Source organism: Neorhizobium petrolearium (genome assembly GCF_017873175.1).
Lineage (GTDB): Bacteria > Pseudomonadota > Alphaproteobacteria > Rhizobiales > Rhizobiaceae > Neorhizobium > Neorhizobium petrolearium.
The window spans coordinates 273669-290670 of sequence record NZ_JAGGJW010000007.1 but is presented as its reverse complement, the minus strand read 5'-3'; the positions used below and the strand labels follow the sequence as shown (position 1 = coordinate 290670).

The window sequence follows — 17002 nt, the reverse complement described above, 5'->3', positions numbered from 1 at the left end:
CTTTCGGACATCCGCAGCCAGCCGGCCACAGGCTGCGTCATCAATCTGTTGCACGACGGGTTTACACGCGCTGAAACCTTGAACAGGCGGGATTCGATCATGGCGGATATTGCACAGGAAGCCGGTTTTCGGAAAAACCAGAAGCTGAAGGATGCGCTTCTGCAGCATAAGGCTCTTTCGCGGCAGGGTTTTTCGGAGAGGCTTTTCGGTCTGCTTTTCTCCGGCCTCGTCTATCCGCAGATCTGGGAAGACCCGGATGTCGATATGACGGCGATGGAGCTTGGCGAGGGACACACGATCGTCACCATCGGTTCTGGCGGCTGCAACATGCTCGCCTATCTCTCCCGCTCGCCGAAGAAGATCGACGTGGTCGACCTCAACCCGCATCACGTGGCGCTGAACCGGCTGAAGCTCGCCGCCTTCCGCCATCTGCCAGGACATGGCGATGTCGTGCGCCATTTCGGCATGGACGGCGTGCGCTCCAACAGCAAGAGCTACGATGCCTTCATCGCTCCCAACCTTGATAGTGCCACCCGCGCCTATTGGGACAAGCGGTCACTCTCGGGCCGCCGCCGCATCGAAGTCTTCGACCGCAATATCTACAAGACGGGCCTGCTCGGCCGTTTCATCGGCGCCGGCCACGTCATCGCCCGCCTGCACGGCACCGATCTCAAGGAGATGGCGAACGCGCGCTCGCTGCGCGAACAACGCCAGTTCTTCGACGACCGCGTAGCCCCCCTCTTCGACAAGCCACTGATCCGCTGGGTCACGAGCCGCAAGAGTTCGCTGTTCGGCCTCGGCATTCCGCCGCAGCAATATGACGAGCTGGCGAGCCTGGCATCGGATGGCTCGATCGCGCCGGTCCTTCGCCAGCGCCTCGAAAAGCTCGCCTGCCATTTCCCGCTCCGTGACAACTATTTCGCCTGGCAGGCCTTCGTCCGCCGCTATCCGAAGCCGGAGGAAGGCACGCTGCCGACCTATCTCAAGGCCGAGAATTATCGCGCCATCCGCGGCAACGCGGAGCGTGTCACCGTCCATCACGCCAGCTTCACGGAGCTTCTGGCGCAGAAGGCGGCAGCAACCGTCGATCGCTACGTGCTGCTCGACGCGCAGGACTGGATGAACGATCAGCAACTGAACGACCTCTGGTCGGAAATCACCCGAACGGCCGCTCCGGGCGCTCGGGTGATCTTCCGCACGGCCGCGGAAAAGAGCGTGCTCGATGGTCGCCTTTCTCCGGCCTTGCTCGATCAGTGGCTGTATCTGGAGGAGCGTTCCCACGAGCTCAACCTTCAGGATCGCTCGGCAATCTACGGCGGCTTCCACATCTATGTGAAGAGAGCCTGATGGCAGCGGATATGGCGAGCGCTTCCTTGTCCCACGATCATGCCGAACGCATGGACCGGATGTACCGGTATCAGCGCCATATCTACGATCTTACCCGCAAGTATTATCTCTTCGGGCGGGATCGGGCGATCAGCGGGCTGCATGTTCCGTCCGGCGCGACACTGCTCGAAGTCGGCTGCGGCACGGGCCGCAACCTCCTGCTCGCTCACCGGCACTATCCGACCGCCAAGCTCTACGGTCTCGATATCTCCGCCGAAATGCTTGAGAGTGCCCAAGCCAATTTCCGCGGGAAGCCGGTCGTGCCGGAATTCCGCGTCGCCGACGCCACCAGTTTCAAGGCTGGGGATTTCGGCGTTTCAGGGTTCGACCGCATTCTGATCTCCTATGCGCTGTCGATGATTCCCGACTGGGAAAAGGCAATCGATGCCGCCCTTGCTGCGCTGGCGCCGAGAGGCTCGCTGCATATCGTCGATTTCGGCCAGCAGGAACAGCTGCCCGGCTGGTTCGGGCGGCTGCTCAAAGCCTGGCTCACACGCTTCCACGTGACACCTCGCGCCAACCTGCACGCGGTGCTCGAAAGCAGGCTGTCCGCGGCAGACGCCGATATGATCTTCGAGGAGATCGGCTGGGGTTATGCCTGGCATGCGGTCATCCGCCGGCGCGGCTGAACCGGCTCGTCATCGTGCTGCCGGCACGAATCCCTCTTGCCCCAACCGACTTTTTACGACGTTATGGCGAATATGAGCTTACGCTTCCCTTGTGTTGCTTCGCGGGCAAGCGGCTTCCTGCATAGCATCAACACGGGACATCCATGCCTCGGCTCCTTCTCGCCCTTATTGCGACCGCGATCCTCGGAACGGGCTGCACGTCCACCGACTATGATTTCGTCGAAACTGCATCGGTCAAGAAATTGCGGTTCAAGGACAGCGATCCGCAGGATTTCGGCAAGAATCATCCCGGCCGGCACGAAGTCCACGGAATCGATCTGTCCAAATGGAACGGCGACGACATCGATTGGTCGACCGTGAAGAAATCCGGTATCGCCTTCGTCTTCATCAAGGCGACCGAGGGCAAGGATCGCATCGATCCGACGTTCGAAAAGAACTGGCGCGGTGCCGCAGCTGCCGGAATCCCGCACGCGCCCTATCATTTCTATTATTTCTGCTCGACACCCGACGAACAGGCCGACTGGTTCATCGCCAATGTGCCGAGGGGAGCCGTCACCCTGCCGCCGGTGCTTGACGCCGAATGGAATCACGCCTCCCCGACCTGCAAGCTCCGGCCCGATTCCGCGACCGTGCGCGCCGTCTTGCAGCGTTTCATGGACCGTCTCGAAGCCCATTACGGGAAGCGTCCGATCATCTATACATCGGTCGATTTCCACCGGGACAATCTGGTCGGCAGCTTCAACGACTATCAATTCTGGTTGCGGTCAGTTGCCGCCCATCCGGGCGAAATCTATGCCGGCCGCCGGTGGGCCTTCTGGCAATATACCTCGACCGGCGTTGTGCCGGGCATCAAGGGCGAGACGGATATCAACGTTTTTGCAGGCACGACCAAGAACTGGAACAGCTGGGTTGCGACCGTCAGCGATAACAAGACTGTCGCCTCTGCGGAATAGCCATCTGGCGCTGTACGATGCGTTGCGGTAATAACTGCGGCTGCCGCACCAATGCCCACGTTTCGGTCACAAATCTTTCGGAAACGGGCGGTGCTCATTCACTCTGGGAACCCCGAATGTCCTCCGTATTTGTCCGCCGCCTTGCCTTCGCCTCCGTCATCACCGGCTTTCTCGCTTCAAACGCGTTCGCTCAGACGCCCGCGCCAGGCTGCGGCGGCGATCTCGGAGCCTTCCTGGAAGGTGTAAAGGCGGAAGCCGTTGCCAAGGGCATCCCGGCGAGCGCTACCGATGAGGCGCTTGCCGGCGCGCAGATCGACCAGAAGGTGCTCTCCCGCGATCGCGCCCAGGGCGTTTTCCGCCAGACCTTTCTCGAATTCTCGCAGCGCACCGTCAGCCAGGCCCGCCTCGACATCGGCCGTCAGAAACTGAAGCAATATGCCGATGTGTTTGCCCGTGCGGAACGCGAATTCGGCGTAGCCCCCGGCGTCATCACCGCCTTCTGGGCCATGGAAACCGATTTTGGGGCGGTCCAAGGTGATTTCAATACGCGCAATGCACTGGTGACACTGTCGCATGACTGCCGCAGACCCGAACTCTTTCGCCCGCAACTCATCGCCCTGATCGAAATGGTGCAGCATGGCGATCTGAACCCAGCCACCAATACCGGCGCCTGGGCGGGCGAGATCGGACAGGTCCAGATGCTGCCTGAGGACATTATCGCCTATGGCGTGGACGGTGATGGCGACGGTCATGTCAACGTCAAGGGCAGCGCGCCGGATGCCATCCTGACGGCAGCAAAATTCATCCAGAGTCTCGGCTTCAGGGCCGGTCAGCCCTGGATCCAGGAGGTAACACTTCCGGAAAGCCTCCCATGGGAAAAGTCCGGGCTTGGCAACGAGATTCCGGCAAGCGAATGGTTCAAGCTGGGCGTGACCCCGCGCGACAATGACACGAGTTTCGGTGACCTGCCGGCGGCGCTTATCTTGCCCCAGGGCCGCAAGGGACCCGCCTTCCTCACATACCCGAATTTCGGCATCTACCTCGAGTGGAACCAATCCTTCATCTATACAACTTCCGCCGCCTATTTTGCGACCCGGCTTTCCGGCGCTCCGCCCTATCTGAAAGGCACACCCGACCTCGGCCTGGACGACACCGGCATGAAGGCGCTGCAGGCCAGGCTCGAAGCGCTCGGGCACGACGTCGGCAAGGTGGACGGCATCCTGGGCTCGGGCACGCGCACCGCGGTCCAGAAGGAACAGGCACGGCTTGGCATGCCTGCGGACGGTTGGCCGACCCAGGCGCTTCTGTCGGCCCTGTGAGCAAGCGATATCCTACCATTCAAGATTCGGGTGGCGACTCCATGATTTGACGGCTATTCCTCGCTTCAATGAGAGGGAGAACCGCATGACGAGCGCAACCAATCCGAAGCCCAGTGCCACCGCCTGGGCGCTTATCCTGTTGCTCGGACTGATCTGGGGCGGCTCATTCTTCTTTGCACGCGTCGCAGTCCTGGAAGTACCGCCCTTCACGCTGGTATTCCTGCGCCTCTTCCTCGCGGCGCTCGCCCTGCATATCTATCTCCATGGCCGTTTCGGCCTGTATGAGACGCTTGCAACCCATTGGCGCGCGTTCCTCGTCATGGGCTTCGTCAACAATGCCCTGCCCCACACGCTGATCTTCTTCGGCCAGACCGAGATCGGCGCAGGCCTTGCCTCGATCCTCAATGCCACCACACCGATCTGGACGGTGCTGATCGCCAATCGCTGGACGACGGATGAAAAATTGACGACGGCAAAACTGGCAGGCTGTCTGACCGGCCTGGCCGGCACGGCGGTGTTGATCGGTCCGAGCGTGACGGATGCCGCCTCTGCTCCGCTCTGGGCGCTGGTGCTGCCGGTGCTTGCTGCAGTCTCCTATGGCGTCGCCAGCACCTACGGCAAGCGCTTCCGCAGCCTGCCGGCACCGGTATCCGCAACGGGACAACTGACTGCCTCGACACTGATCATGCTGCCCGTCTCGCTCATCGCCGACAGGCCATGGATGTTGCCCGTACCATCCGCCCATGCAGTGCTGGCGATCCTGGCTTTGGCGCTTCTTTCCACCGCCTTCGCCTATTTGCTCTTCTTCCGGATTCTAAGCATGGCGGGTGCCACCAATGCTTCCCTCGTGACGCTCGTCGTTCCTCCGAGCGCCATCCTGCTGGGAGCGTTTTTCCTCGGCGAACGGTTGGGGATGACTGATCTGATCGGCATGCTGCTGATCGGCCTCGGCCTTGTTCTGCTCGACGGGAGGCTTCTTCGCGATCGCAGCAATCAGCCGGAGAAAGTCTCGTAAGAGGACGAAACCCTCACGAAATATGACGGATATTAACAGTCGTGCACCGGTTTTTAACTTTTGACGCACGAATCTTCGCGGGACATTTAGGTAATATAATCAGCTATATATAGAAAGAAGCAATGAAACTTGTTCCGTTCCCGACTGCAGCGCAGCATAGAATCTGCTTTCCAAGCGCCACGAAAACGACATAAAATTTAACGGTCAACGCAAGGAGGCAGACATGGGACGTACATACTCTCTGAATGTCCTGATAGTCGGTGCAGCGTTCGTGTTCGTGGTATCCATGCTCTTCATCTGAGCCGCCACGAGGTTCCCACTAACGGGTCATATATCTCGCATCCGTGACCGTTTGATATCAGCACTTCCAATGAAACGCATGCTCCCCGCAAAGGAGCATGCGTTTTTCATTTTCAGGCAGCGGCAATACGAGGGCTGCTAATCTGCCGACGCCCGAGGCGTTGCAACACGGCGGAGACAAGCGGCGCCCGGTTCATCGTATAGATGTGGAAATCGCGGATACCGCGACGGCCCAGATCCTCCATCTGTTCGGCGGCGATATCGGCGGCAACCTTTTCCCGTTCCTCGGGCTTCTCGTCCAATCCCTCGAATCGGGCGTCGAGAAAAGCCGGCACGGAGGAGCCGCAGCGCCTGGCGAAGCGCTTGAGCTGCGTCAGGTTCTGGATCGGCATGATACCCGGGACGACGGGAATGCCGATTCCGGCGGCGCGAACCTTTTCAAGGTAGCGCTCAAAGATATCGTTGTCGAAAAAGAACTGGCTGAGCGCCCGCGCAGCACCCGCATCCGCCTTGCGCTTCAGGGTATCGATATCTGCCGCGAGGTCGGCACTTTCCGGGTGCTTTTCGGGATAGGCGGATACCGACACATCGAAATCCCCATATTCCACCAGGGCGCGCACCAGATCGGCCGTCTCGGCAAAGCCTTCGGGATGAGGAACATAGGCCGTGCCGATCCCGCTGGTCGGATCACCGCGCAGCGCCACGATGCGTCGAACTCCGGCGGCGCGGTAATCTTCGATGACGGAGCGGATTTCCTCACGCGAAGCATCTACACAGGTCAGGTGCGCCGCCGTCGGAAGCTTTTCCTCGCCGATCATCCGCGTCACCGCTGCAAGCGTCGGTTCCTTGGTGGAACCGCCCGCGCCATAGGTCACGGAGACGAAATCCGGGTCCCAGCCGGAGAGCTGTTCGACTGTTTCCCAGAGCTGGATCTCCATCTCATCCGACTTCGGCGGAAAGAATTCGAAGGAGACGCTGAAAGATTCGCGGTGTGCGGTCATGGTTTCAGCTCCCTTAAAGCGCGGTTTGGGTTTCAGCGGGTGCATGCGATGCAATGAGCAGCCTGCGGTCGCGAGCGAGCCAGACGGTGGCAGTCAGCGCGCCTTCCTTGCCGGAACCAAGATCGATCGCCTCTTCGACTTCGAGGCCGACCTTCTCAAGCCATTCCGCCATTACCTGATGGGAAAAGCCGAGACGAACATGGGCGTGGTCATTGCGCAGATATTCGAGCGTATGCGGCGCAAGATCGACGATCAGCAGCCGCCCGCCCGGCCGCAGCACGCGGGCGGCTTCCGCGATCGCCAGTTCCGGCTGATCAAGGAAGTGCAGCACCTGATGAATGGTGATGAGGTCGAAATCCTGCCCTTCGAGCGGCAGGTTGAGGATGTCGCCGTGTCGGACCGAGGCCTTGACGATGCCGGCCTTATCGAGATTGGCGCGCGCCACTGCGAGCATATCGCGGCTCGCATCAATGCCGGTGGCACGGCGATAAAGCTTCGATAGTAGCTGCAGGATCCAGCCCGTGCCGGTACCGAGGTCGAGAAGCGAGTCAACCGGCGTCGTGCCGACAAGCTTTAGCAGTGTCGCTTCAACGGCGGCGTCGCTGACATGCAGGCGGCGAAGTTCATCCCATTCGGATGCATTGCGGCTGAAATAGGCCTGGGCATGTTCTGATCTCAGGCGTTTGACGGTCGCAAGCCGCTCGCTGTCGCGCAGAAGCACCGGGTCCTCCTCAGAGGAGGCGGCCAGCAGGGTCCTGACGAGCGTTGCCGCCTTCCCGTCCTGCTTCAGCCGGAAATAGGCCCATGCCCCCTCCTGGTAACGGTCGATCAAAGCCTCTTCGGCCAAAAGCTTCAGATGCCGCGAAATGCGGGGCTGCGATTGTCCCAGGATTTCCGTGAGATCGGTAACGGTAAGGTCTCCGGCCGCAAGCAACGCCAGCAGGCGGAAGCGTGTAGGCTCGCCTGCGGTCTTCAGGACATCCACCAGCGTATCCAGCGTCATACCCATTCCGACACACCTCCAGCCAATCAACATATAAAGATATGTTTATGTGATTTTGCGACTTTATGCAAGCATTAAACGATCCATGCGGCAAAGGATCGGCAAAACGAGGAAAGGCGGCCCGAAGACCGCCCTTCCCCATCCGCCCGATCAATCTCCGATGATCTCTGTCGCGATCAGAACTCTTCCCACTCATCCGCGGACTGCGCCACCGCGGCATTGCCGTGAGAGACTGGCGCGCGCGAAGAGGGTTGGCGGGTTGGTGCGGCAGGCCGAGGAGTAGATACAGCCGCGGCCGGAGCACGCATGCGAGCGGCGGCATCGCGAAGCGGAGAAGTTGCGCTATTGCCCCCGAGCTGGAAGTGCGACAGCAGATCACTAAGCTTGGCGCTCTCCTGTGCGAGACCAGCGCCAGCGGCATTCATCTCTTCCACCATCGCCGCATTTTGCTGAGTCGACTGGTCCATGTGGTTGACGGCAGTGTTGACCTGCGCCAGCCCTGCCGATTGCTCCTGGGCCGCAGTCGCGATCGCATCCATATGGGCGGTGACGGTCTGGACCAGGTGCTCGATTACGCCAAGGCCTTCGCCCGTATCGCTGACCAGCTTGACGCCCTCGCCCACGGCAACCGCCGAGTTGGAGATAAGCGCCTTGATTTCTTTCGCGGCATTCGCGGAGCGTTGCGCGAGTTCGCGCACTTCCTGAGCGACGACGGCAAAGCCCTTGCCGGCATCGCCGGCGCGCGCCGCCTCGACACCCGCATTGAGCGCCAGGAGATTGGTCTGGAAGGCGATCTCATCAATTACGCCGATGATCTGGCCGATCTGGTGCGACGACTTCTCGATCCGCTCCATGGCTGCGACCGCATTGCGAACGACGTGCCCCGATTGGTCGGCGCGGGCGCGGGCATCGCGGACGACATCACGAGCCTCGGACGTACGTTTTGACGTCGCGACCACATTGGCGGTGATCTCTTCAAGAGCTGCTGCTGTCTCCTCCAGCGAGGCGGCCTGCTGTTCGGTACGCTTGGACAAGTTATCCGAGGCATCCGAGATTTCCTTAGAGCCGCTGGTAACGGTCGAAACCGAGTTGCCGACACTCAAAAGTGCATCGCGGAGCTGGCGGACCGACGTATTGAAGTCGTGCCGCAGACCTTCGAACTGCGGCGCAAAGGCTTCATTCACCTCGCAAAGCATGTCCCCGTTGGCGAGGCGTCGCAAGTGCGCGGCAAGCGCACCGGTCGCCTGGTTGAGACGGGCTTCGGCTTCGGCCTCCGTCTGCCGCTGCATTTCGACACGCTCGGCCTCCGAACGGCGGCGGCTGGCATCGGCCTCTGCTTCGAGTTCATTGTTGCGGATGGCCGCTTCGCGGAAGACCTCGACCGAGCGAGCCATGTCGCCGATCTCGTCCTTGCGATCCGCATAGGGAATGGCTTCCTCGGTATTGCCTGCAGCAAGGCTCGCCATCCGGCCACTGATACGGCGTATCGAACCGGACAGGCTGGAGGCCACAAGGAAACTGAAGCAGGCGACGACGGCGATCAAGGCAACGAGCACTCCACTGATCGTCAGCAGCCTATTGGAAGCGCCCATCGTCAGGTCGTCGGCGAGACGTACCAGCTCCCCGGAAGCCTCCTCGACCAGATCGGCCGAGAGTAACCTGCGCTTTTCCATCGCGGCAGTCCATCGGTCGTAGTCCGTGGCAGCGGGCGTATAAAGTTTCAGTGCATCGAAGGTCTTCAGAAGATCAATTGCGAACGCACCGTCGGGCGCGCTCCAGAAAGCGTCAAGCTTGGCCAGCACCGTTCGCGCCAGGGCAGCACGCATATGCTTTTCGTAGATGCGCACCTGCTGGCGACCCTGAACGTAACGGGCCACTTCCTCGGACGTCAGCGTCCCATTCTTGGCGAATTGCTGGCCCATCCGGGTCACAATCGCATAGCCATTATTGACCTGCACCAGTGCATGAATGCCATCAATGGCGCGCGCCAGCGCGCGATCCTCGGTCAGGTTGGCAACACGAGCCACAGTATCGAGCGTCTGCTGCGACAAAGGCGTGAGATATTGCGCCGTAAGAAGCGGGTTCTTGTCGCCGGCATCGATTTTGGCGCGGAATTCGCCCATGCGGGCGTAACGGTCCTGCAGGGCGGTAATCGTCTCTTCAAGTCCGCGGTCAGCCATGCCCTGCGACTTGATGCGAGCATAGTTGTCGACCAGAGCCTTCTCGATCGCATCCGCGTTCTTGCGCGCTGCATCGCGCTCAGCAGGTCCCGCATAGCTTTCAGCGGAGATCGCATTCATCATGCTTCCGGCCGGCCCTACAAGTTTGGTAAGCGTCCGCGCTCTGTCGAACTGCCTGTAATTCTCATAGGCACTCAGCCCCAAAGCCGCACCGAGCACGATCGCAGCAGCGGTTGGTATAACAGCGACAAGTGCCAGAGAAGTCCGGAAAGACAGACGTTCAATGAAACGGGCCATGGCGATCAATCACTCCCCAGTCTCCCATCCTCATGATGGTGCCAAGGACCGAACGGACATGGTCCTGCTATTGTTGAGAACCTAGAAGCAGAGTCTTTGCGCTTTCTTGCGGCCCCACTACCAAATAGTTGGAGTAATTTCTCGCATTTATGAGGTTCTACTTAAATGAGAAGCATAAAAAAGCCCCGCCGAAACGGGGCTCAACAGTTCGTCGAAGTGCCTTTTGCTCACCGCGTCAGGCGCTTGTAGGTGACGCGTTTTGGATTGACCGCATCGGCACCGAGACGACGGATCTTGTCGGCTTCGTAATCCTCGAAATTGCCTTCGAACCATTCGACATGGCTGTCGCCTTCAAAAGCAAGGATATGGGTGGCCAGACGGTCGAGGAACATGCGGTCGTGGCTGATGATGACCGCGCAGCCGGCAAAACTTTCGAGCGCATCTTCGAGGGCCGAGAGGGTTTCCGTATCGAGGTCGTTGGTCGGCTCGTCGAGCAGCAGCACGTTGCCGCCGGCTTTCAGCATCTTGGCGAGATGCACGCGGTTGCGCTGACCGCCGGAAAGCGTACCGACCTTCTGCTGCTGGTCGCCGCCCTTGAAATTGAAGGCGCCGCAATAGGCACGGGAGTTCATCTCGTGCTTGCCGAGCTTGATGATGTCGTTGCCGCCCGAAATCTCCTCCCAGACGGTCTTGTTGCCGTCGAGCGAATCGCGGCTCTGGTCGACGTAACCGAGATGAACGGTGTCGCCGACGCGGATATCGCCGCTGTCCGGGTTTTCCTGACCGGTGATCAGGCGGAACAGCGTGGTCTTGCCGGCGCCGTTCGGGCCGATGACACCGACGATACCGCCGGGCGGCAGCTTGAAGGAGAGATTTTCGAAGAGCACGCGGTCGCCATAGGACTTGGAGATGTTCTCTGCCTCGATGACCACCTGTCCGAGCCGCTCGCCGACCGGAATGATGATCTGTGCTTCGCCGGGACGACGATCCTCCGCCGCCTTGACCAGTTCGTCATAGGCGCGGATACGGGCCTTGGACTTTGCCTGGCGGGCCTTCGGGCTGGAGGCGATCCACTCCTGCTCGCGGGCAAGCGCCTTCTGGCGGGCGCCCTCTTCGCGCTCTTCCTGTGACATGCGCTTCGCCTTGGCCTGCAGATAGGCGGAATAGTTGCCCTCGTAGGGAATGCCGCGGCCGCGGTCGAGCTCGAGGATCCAGCCGGTGACGTTGTCGAGGAAGTAGCGGTCGTGGGTGACCATCAGGATGGCGCCGGGATACTCCCGCAGGTGCTTTTCGAGCCACGCGATGGTCTCGGCGTCGAGGTGGTTGGTCGGCTCGTCGAGCAGCAGCAGGTCGGGCTGGCGCAGCAGCAGCTGGCAGAGCGCGACGCGGCGCTTCTCACCGCCGGAGAGATTGTCGATGGTCGCGTCGCCCGGCGGGCAGCGGAGCGCCTCCATCGCCATCTCCACCTGGCTTTCGAGATCCCAGAGGTTCTGGCTGTCGATGATGTCCTGGAGCTTCGCGCCCTCTTCCGCCGTCTCGTCGGAATAGTTCATCATCAGTTCGTTGTAGCGGTCGAGGATCGCCTTCTTGTCGGCAACGCCTTCCATCACGTTGCCGAGCACGTTCAGGCTCTCGTCGAGCTGCGGCTCCTGGGCGAGATAGCCGAGTGTCGCGCCATCCGCGAGCCATGCCTCGCCGGTATATTCCGTATCGAGGCCGGCCATGATCTTGAGCACCGTCGACTTGCCGGCGCCATTCGGGCCGAGGATGCCGATCTTCGCATCGGGATAGAAGGACAGATGGATATTCTCCAAAACCTTCTTGTTGCCGTAGGCCTTGTTAAGGCCGGCCATGTGATAAATGAACTGACGTGCCATCGGATAAATTGCTCCACGGGGGAATTTTGTTTGCCGCTATGTAGTGCATCGGACCGAAAAGTGTGAAGCGCTTTTCGGAAAAAACCGATGCATAAGCAAGAAAATCACGCATAAACGGAGCAGAGCGATGGGAGGACGGGGATGTTCGACGAAACGAGGCGGCTTTCGAGCCCGACGGGGGCAAGTCTTGCCTTTCACTATCAGCCGGCTGCAGGACCGGTCAGCGGCATCTTGCTGATCTCCCATGGCCTGGCTGAGCATTCCAAACGCTACCGACCGTTTGCCGAGATCATGGCTTCGCATGGCTTCCACGTCTATGCCTTCGATCACCGCGGCCATGGCGAGACGACGGCGTCCGATGCTCCAATCGGTCGTTTTGCGGGACGCAAAGGCGCACGGCTGGTTCTGGAAGACGTGAAGGCCATGCGCGACATGGCGGCAAATGTCCATCCCGGCTTGCCGGTCCTGCTCTTCGGTCACTCCATGGGAGGGTTGATCGCGCTCAACGCCGCCATTGACTTTCCCGGAAGTTTTGGTGCTGTCGCCGTCTGGAATTCGAACTTCCACCCAGGCATGGCCGGCCGCGCGGCGCAGGCAATTCTCCTTACCGAAAAAGCCTTGAAGGGCTCCGACGTGCCGAGCGGCCTCCTGCCGAAACTCACTTTCGGAGCCTGGGGCAGATCCATCCCCGGCCACCGCACCGAATTCGACTGGCTGAGCCACGACCGGGATATCGTCGATGCCTATATCTCAGACCCGCTTTGCGGCTTCGGTGCCAGCGTTTCGCTCTGGCTCGATCTTTTCGAGATGACGTTCCGCGCGCCGGCACTGATCGGCCGCCTGCAAAAGGATCTACCCATCCATCTGGTCGGCGGCGCGGAGGATCCGGCCACCAACGGGGGCCGCGAAACTCTCTGGCTCTCCGAACATCTCAAGAAGAATGGTCTTTTGAACGTGACCACGAAGATCTGGCCGGGCACGCGACATGAAACGCTGAACGACACGGTCCGCACCCGTGCCATTGCTGAATTCGTATCCTGGGCGAAAGCCGCGTTGCCGCCTGCAGCACCTGTCGTCAAAATCGGCTCGTCATCTAAAATGGAATGAGTTCATGACATTTATTCAAGTGCTTCCGCTGTCATGCGCGGCTATAGGAGGTTCATGAGTTCGTCGTCTGCAAGCCTTGCTGCCTCGACACCCGAGACCCGAATTGTCCATGGTCTCGGACTGATGATCCTTGCCATGCTGGTGGCGCCCTTCATCGACATATTCTCCAAGCTTGCCACCGATGCAGCTTCGCCGACTTTCATCACCGCTGCCCGCTTCCTTTTCCAGGCGCTCTGCATGCTGCCAATCGTTTTGTGGAACGGCTCGTGGCGCACCTTTTCATGGCAGCTCAGCATCTACCATGCGATCCGCGCTACGGTGATTACGCTCTCCATGATCTGCTTCGTCGCGACGCTTGCCGTCATGGAAGTTGCCGACGCGGTCGCCATTTTCTTTGTCGAGCCGATCATCCTGACGGTGCTTTCCAGCATCTTTCTCAAGGAAACCATCGGCTGGCGCCGCTACACAGCCTGCGGGATCGGTTTTCTCGGGGCTTTGATCGTAATCCGTCCGAGCTTTCAGGAAATCGGCTTCGTCGCTCTGCTGCCGATCGTCACCGCCCTCGGCGTGGCGATCTTTGCGCTCCTGACCCGGGCACTGGCACATCGCGAAAATCCATGGTCGATGCAGTTCCAGATGGCACTCTGGGGCATTCCGATCTCCGGCCTGCTGCTTCTCCTCGGAGACCGGACCGGCATCGCCTTCCTCGACCCGTCTCTGCCGGACTGGTTGACCTTCACCTGGCTCGCCGGCGTCGGCGCGTTCGCCGCCCTTTCCGGCATCCTGGCCGTCTATGCCTATCGGGCGGCGCCTGCCTCCGTCATCGCCCCTCTTCAGTATTTCGAGATCGTCTCGGCGACGTTGCTCGGTTGGCTGGTCTTCGGCGATTTCCCCGATCCGATGAAATGGCTCGGCATATCGATCATCATCGGCTCCGGCCTTTACATCATCTGGCGCGAAAGGCGCGTGGCTTCCATGAAGCCCATCACCGGCGCCGCCAAGTTAACCGTGACCCCATGATATGAACCAGACGAACAAGAAACCGCCACTTTCGGGCATCCGCGTTATCGAACTTGCCCGCATTCTCGCCGGTCCCTGGGCCGGACAGGTGCTGGCCGATATGGGCGCCGACGTGATCAAGGTGGAAAATCCGGACGGCGGCGACGATACACGCGCCTGGGGTCCGCCTTTCGTCGAAGGGAAGAACGGCGAAAATCTTTCGGCAGCCTATTATCACGCGACCAACCGCGGCAAGCGATCCATCACCGTCGATTTCAAGACGGAGGAAGGCCAGGAGATCGTTCGCCGGCTTGTTGCCACGGCGGACGTGCTGATCGAGAATTTCAAGCTCGGCGGGCTGACGAAATACGGCCTCGACTACGAGAGCCTCAGGAAGATAAACCCGAAACTGATCTACTGCTCCATCACCGGCTTTGGCCAGAACGGCCCCTATGCCAGTCTCGCCGGTTACGACTATATCGTCCAGGGCATGTCCGGCTTCATGTCGATCACCGGAGAGCCGGACGGCGAACCGATGAAGGCGGGCGTCGCCATCGCCGACATCTTCACCGGCGTCTATGCCGTAACGGCAATCCAGGCAGCGCTGATTCATGCCATCAGGACCGGCGAAGGTCAGCATATCGACATGGCGCTGCTCGACGTCCAGGCGGGTGTGCTCGCCAACCAAAACATGAACTACCTCATCTCCGGCAAGGCACCGGTACGGCTTGGCAATGCGCATCCGAACATCTCGCCTTACGAAGTCGTGCCGACGGAAGATGGCCACCTGATCCTTGCGGTCGGCAATGACGGCCAATTCCGCCGCTTCTGCCGCCTTCTGGGGATCGAACAGGTCGCCGAGGACGAGCGTTTTGCGACCAACAAGGCCCGTGTCGCCAATCGCGGCGAGGTGAGACGACTGATCGTTGCCGAGACCGCGAAATGGAAGAAGGCGTACCTGCTTGCCGCCTGTGGCGAGAATGCCGTACCGGCAGGCCCGATCAACTCGATCGCGGAAATGTTCGACGACCCGCAGGTGAAGGCGCGCGGGCTTCGGATCGATCTCGAAGCGGCTGACGGTACCGTAATTGCCGGCGTACGCAACCCGATCGTGCTGTCCGAGACACCACTTGCCTACCATCGGCCGAGCCCGGCGCTCGGCGAACATACCGCAGACGTGCTGGCCGAACTGGAAGACATGGAAAAGAGGGGGGAACAGAAATGAAGACCGCCACGAAAACCGGGGGCCAGCTCATCGTCGAAGCCCTCAAGGCGAACGGAGTAAAGCGCATCTCCTGCGTTCCCGGGGAGAGCTATCTCGCCGTGCTCGACGCGCTTTATGAAAGCGGCATCGACGTCATCGTCTGCCGCCAGGAAGGCGGCGCGGCGATGATGGCCGACAACTGGGGCCGGCTGACGGGCGAGCCGGGCATCTGCATGGTGACCCGCGGCCCAGGCGCCACCAACGCTTCGGCCGGCCTTCACATCGCAAGGCAGGATTCGATCCCGATGATCCTCTTCATCGGCCAGGTTGCCCGTGACATGCGGGAGCGTGAGGCCTTTCAGGAGGTCGAATACCGCCGCGCCTTCACGGAATTCGCCAAATGGGTAGGTGAGATCGACGATGCCCGGCGCATTCCGGAATTTGTGACCCGCGCCTTCGCGGTCGCAACCTCCGGCCGCCCCGGCCCGGTCGTGCTGACCCTGCCGGAAGACATGCTGGTCGAGGAGATCGAGGCCCCACAAGCCCGCGCCTACATGCCGGTCGAAAGCCATCCGGGCAAAAGCCAGATCGCGGCATTCGAAACGGCGCTGAAAGAAGCGAAGCGGCCGCTGTTCATCCTCGGCGGCACGCGCTGGAGCGAAGAGGCGCATGCCGCTTTCGCCCACTTCGCCACCCGCTTCAAGGTGCCGGTCTCCTGTTCGTTCCGGCGCCAGATGCTTTTCGACCATCTTCATCCCTGCTACGCAGGTGATGCCGGCATCGGCATCAACCCGGCACTCGCCAGGGAAATCAAGGATGCCGATCTTCTTGTCCTGCTCGGCAGCCGCATGTCGGAAATGCCCTCCTCCAGCTATACGCTGATCGACATTCCCTATCCGAAGCAGAAGCTGGTCCACATCTTTCCCGATCCGGAAGAACTCGGCCGCATTTACCGCCCGGATCTGGCGATTTGCGCCGCACCTGCGGAATTTGTCGCCGCCCTGCAAGAGCTTGAAGCCCCCGCCTCGCCCGCATGGGCGGATCACACCGCGTCCATGCACGAATCCTATCTCAAATGGTCGACGCCGCCGGAAACAGGACCGGGACCGGTGAAGATGGGACCGATCATGCAATGGCTTGAAGAGAACTTGCCGGATGACGCGATCTTCACCAACGGCGCCGGCAACTATGCGACCTGGCTGCACCGGTTCCACCGCTTCCGCAAATATAACACCCAGTCCGCCCCGACCTCCGGTTCGATGGGCTATGGCCTGCCGGCTGCCGTCGCGGCAAAACAGCTGTTTCCCCAGCGCGAAGTCGTCTGCTTTGCCGGCGACGGTTGCTTCATGATGCACGGGCAGGAATTCATAACCGCCGTGCGTTACGGCTTGCCCATCATCACGGTGCTCGTCAACAACGGCATCTACGGCACAATCCGCATGCACCAGGAGCGGGAATATCCGGGGCGCGTCAGCGCCACCGACCTCGTCAATCCGGATTTCGTCGCCTATGCCAAAGCTTTCGGCGGATATGGCGAGCTGGTCGAAAGGACAGAAGATTTCGGGCCGGCCTATTTGCGCGCCCGCGCCAGCGGCAAGCCGGCGATCATCGAGGTGAAGCTCGATCCGGAAGCGATCACGCCTGCACGAACGCTCACGCAGATAAGGGAAAAGACTTAAACTCTCGATAAAGAAAAAAGCCGGCCCATCAAAATGATGGCCGGCTTTTTCAT

13 protein-coding genes are annotated in these 17002 nt (G+C 60.6%); 9 read left to right on the top strand and 4 right to left on the bottom strand.

Annotated elements, in window-relative coordinates; all coding sequences use genetic code 11:
* The first annotated feature begins 99 nt into the window (after positions 1-99).
* The 5 genes from J2046_RS15775 (at position 100) to J2046_RS15755 (ending at position 5302) form a co-directional block, all read left to right on the top strand.
* Complete coding sequence (locus J2046_RS15775) at positions 100-1347, top strand: BtaA family protein (protein WP_210053309.1); 1248 nt, start codon at positions 100-102, stop codon at positions 1345-1347.
* Positions 1347-2015: a class I SAM-dependent methyltransferase gene (locus J2046_RS15770; RefSeq protein WP_210053307.1), complete on the top strand. Its 669-nt coding sequence runs from the start codon at positions 1347-1349 to the stop codon at positions 2013-2015. The genes J2046_RS15775 and J2046_RS15770 overlap by 1 nt, the downstream gene beginning before the upstream one ends.
* A gap of 143 nt (positions 2016-2158) precedes the next feature.
* Positions 2159-2968 (top strand): glycoside hydrolase family 25 protein, encoded by an 810-nt coding sequence (locus J2046_RS15765; RefSeq protein WP_210053305.1) that lies wholly within the window; start codon positions 2159-2161, stop codon positions 2966-2968.
* 116 nt (positions 2969-3084) lie between these two features.
* A complete protein-coding gene (locus J2046_RS15760; protein WP_210053303.1) occupies positions 3085-4287 on the top strand; it encodes a lytic murein transglycosylase in 1203 nt (400 codons plus the stop codon).
* An 85-nt stretch (positions 4288-4372) separates the two neighbouring features.
* Positions 4373-5302 (top strand): DMT family transporter, encoded by a 930-nt coding sequence (locus tag J2046_RS15755; RefSeq protein ID WP_210053301.1) that lies wholly within the window; start codon positions 4373-4375, stop codon positions 5300-5302.
* A 413-nt stretch (positions 5303-5715) separates the two neighbouring features.
* Here J2046_RS15755 and metF read toward each other — a convergent pair whose 3' ends face one another.
* The 4 genes from metF to ettA form a co-directional block, all read right to left on the bottom strand.
* Positions 5716-6603, bottom strand: coding sequence for a methylenetetrahydrofolate reductase [NAD(P)H] (metF, locus tag J2046_RS15750; protein ID WP_210053299.1), 888 nt, complete (start codon positions 6601-6603; stop codon positions 5716-5718).
* 13 nt (positions 6604-6616) lie between these two features.
* Entirely contained in the window at positions 6617-7612 is a 996-nt protein-coding gene (locus tag J2046_RS15745; protein WP_210053297.1) for an ArsR/SmtB family transcription factor, read from the bottom strand.
* A 170-nt stretch (positions 7613-7782) separates the two neighbouring features.
* Positions 7783-10083, bottom strand: coding sequence for a methyl-accepting chemotaxis protein (locus J2046_RS15740; protein WP_210053295.1), 2301 nt, complete (start codon positions 10081-10083; stop codon positions 7783-7785).
* A gap of 227 nt (positions 10084-10310) precedes the next feature.
* Complete coding sequence (gene ettA, locus J2046_RS15735; protein WP_210053293.1) at positions 10311-11960, bottom strand: energy-dependent translational throttle protein EttA; 1650 nt, start codon at positions 11958-11960, stop codon at positions 10311-10313.
* Between the two features lie 141 nt (positions 11961-12101).
* Between ettA and J2046_RS15730 the strand changes: the two genes are divergently transcribed.
* Genes J2046_RS15730 through J2046_RS15715 form a run of 4 tightly spaced genes read left to right on the top strand, consistent with a single transcriptional unit; the run spans position 12102 to position 16949 of the window.
* The gene (locus J2046_RS15730) at positions 12102-13067 is read left to right on the top strand and encodes an alpha/beta fold hydrolase (RefSeq protein ID WP_210053291.1); all 966 of its coding nucleotides are present in this window, start codon (positions 12102-12104) and stop codon (positions 13065-13067) included.
* A gap of 54 nt (positions 13068-13121) precedes the next feature.
* Positions 13122-14087: a DMT family transporter gene (locus J2046_RS15725; protein ID WP_210053289.1), complete on the top strand. Its 966-nt coding sequence runs from the start codon at positions 13122-13124 to the stop codon at positions 14085-14087.
* A gap of 1 nt (position 14088) precedes the next feature.
* Positions 14089-15291 carry a succinate--glutarate CoA-transferase gene (gene caiB, locus J2046_RS15720; protein ID WP_210053287.1) on the top strand — a complete coding sequence of 401 codons (1203 nt, stop codon included), beginning with the start codon at positions 14089-14091 and terminating at the stop codon, positions 15289-15291.
* Entirely contained in the window at positions 15288-16949 is a 1662-nt protein-coding gene (locus J2046_RS15715; protein WP_210053285.1) for a thiamine pyrophosphate-binding protein, read from the top strand. Before caiB ends, J2046_RS15715 begins: the two co-directional genes overlap by 4 nt.
* Positions 16950-17002 lie beyond the last annotated feature (53 nt).

Bases quoted from the DNA above. Each gene is read 5' to 3' on its own strand.
- J2046_RS15775 (WP_210053309.1), top strand. From the start codon at position 100: ATGGCGGATATTGCACAGGAAGCCGGTTTTCGGAAAAACCAGAAGCTG.
- J2046_RS15770 (WP_210053307.1), top strand. From the start codon at position 1,347: ATGGCAGCGGATATGGCGAGCGCTTCCTTGTCCCACGATCATGCCGAA.
- J2046_RS15765 (WP_210053305.1), top strand. From the start codon at position 2,159: ATGCCTCGGCTCCTTCTCGCCCTTATTGCGACCGCGATCCTCGGAACG.
- J2046_RS15760 (WP_210053303.1), top strand. From the start codon at position 3,085: ATGTCCTCCGTATTTGTCCGCCGCCTTGCCTTCGCCTCCGTCATCACC.
- J2046_RS15755 (WP_210053301.1), top strand. From the start codon at position 4,373: ATGACGAGCGCAACCAATCCGAAGCCCAGTGCCACCGCCTGGGCGCTT.
- metF (WP_210053299.1), bottom strand. From the start codon at position 6,603: ATGACCGCACACCGCGAATCTTTCAGCGTCTCCTTCGAATTCTTTCCG.
- J2046_RS15745 (WP_210053297.1), bottom strand. From the start codon at position 7,612: ATGGGTATGACGCTGGATACGCTGGTGGATGTCCTGAAGACCGCAGGC.
- J2046_RS15740 (WP_210053295.1), bottom strand. From the start codon at position 10,083: ATGGCCCGTTTCATTGAACGTCTGTCTTTCCGGACTTCTCTGGCACTT.
- ettA (WP_210053293.1), bottom strand. From the start codon at position 11,960: ATGGCACGTCAGTTCATTTATCACATGGCCGGCCTTAACAAGGCCTAC.
- J2046_RS15730 (WP_210053291.1), top strand. From the start codon at position 12,102: ATGTTCGACGAAACGAGGCGGCTTTCGAGCCCGACGGGGGCAAGTCTT.
- J2046_RS15725 (WP_210053289.1), top strand. From the start codon at position 13,122: ATGAGTTCGTCGTCTGCAAGCCTTGCTGCCTCGACACCCGAGACCCGA.
- caiB (WP_210053287.1), top strand. From the start codon at position 14,089: ATGAACCAGACGAACAAGAAACCGCCACTTTCGGGCATCCGCGTTATC.
- J2046_RS15715 (WP_210053285.1), top strand. From the start codon at position 15,288: ATGAAGACCGCCACGAAAACCGGGGGCCAGCTCATCGTCGAAGCCCTC.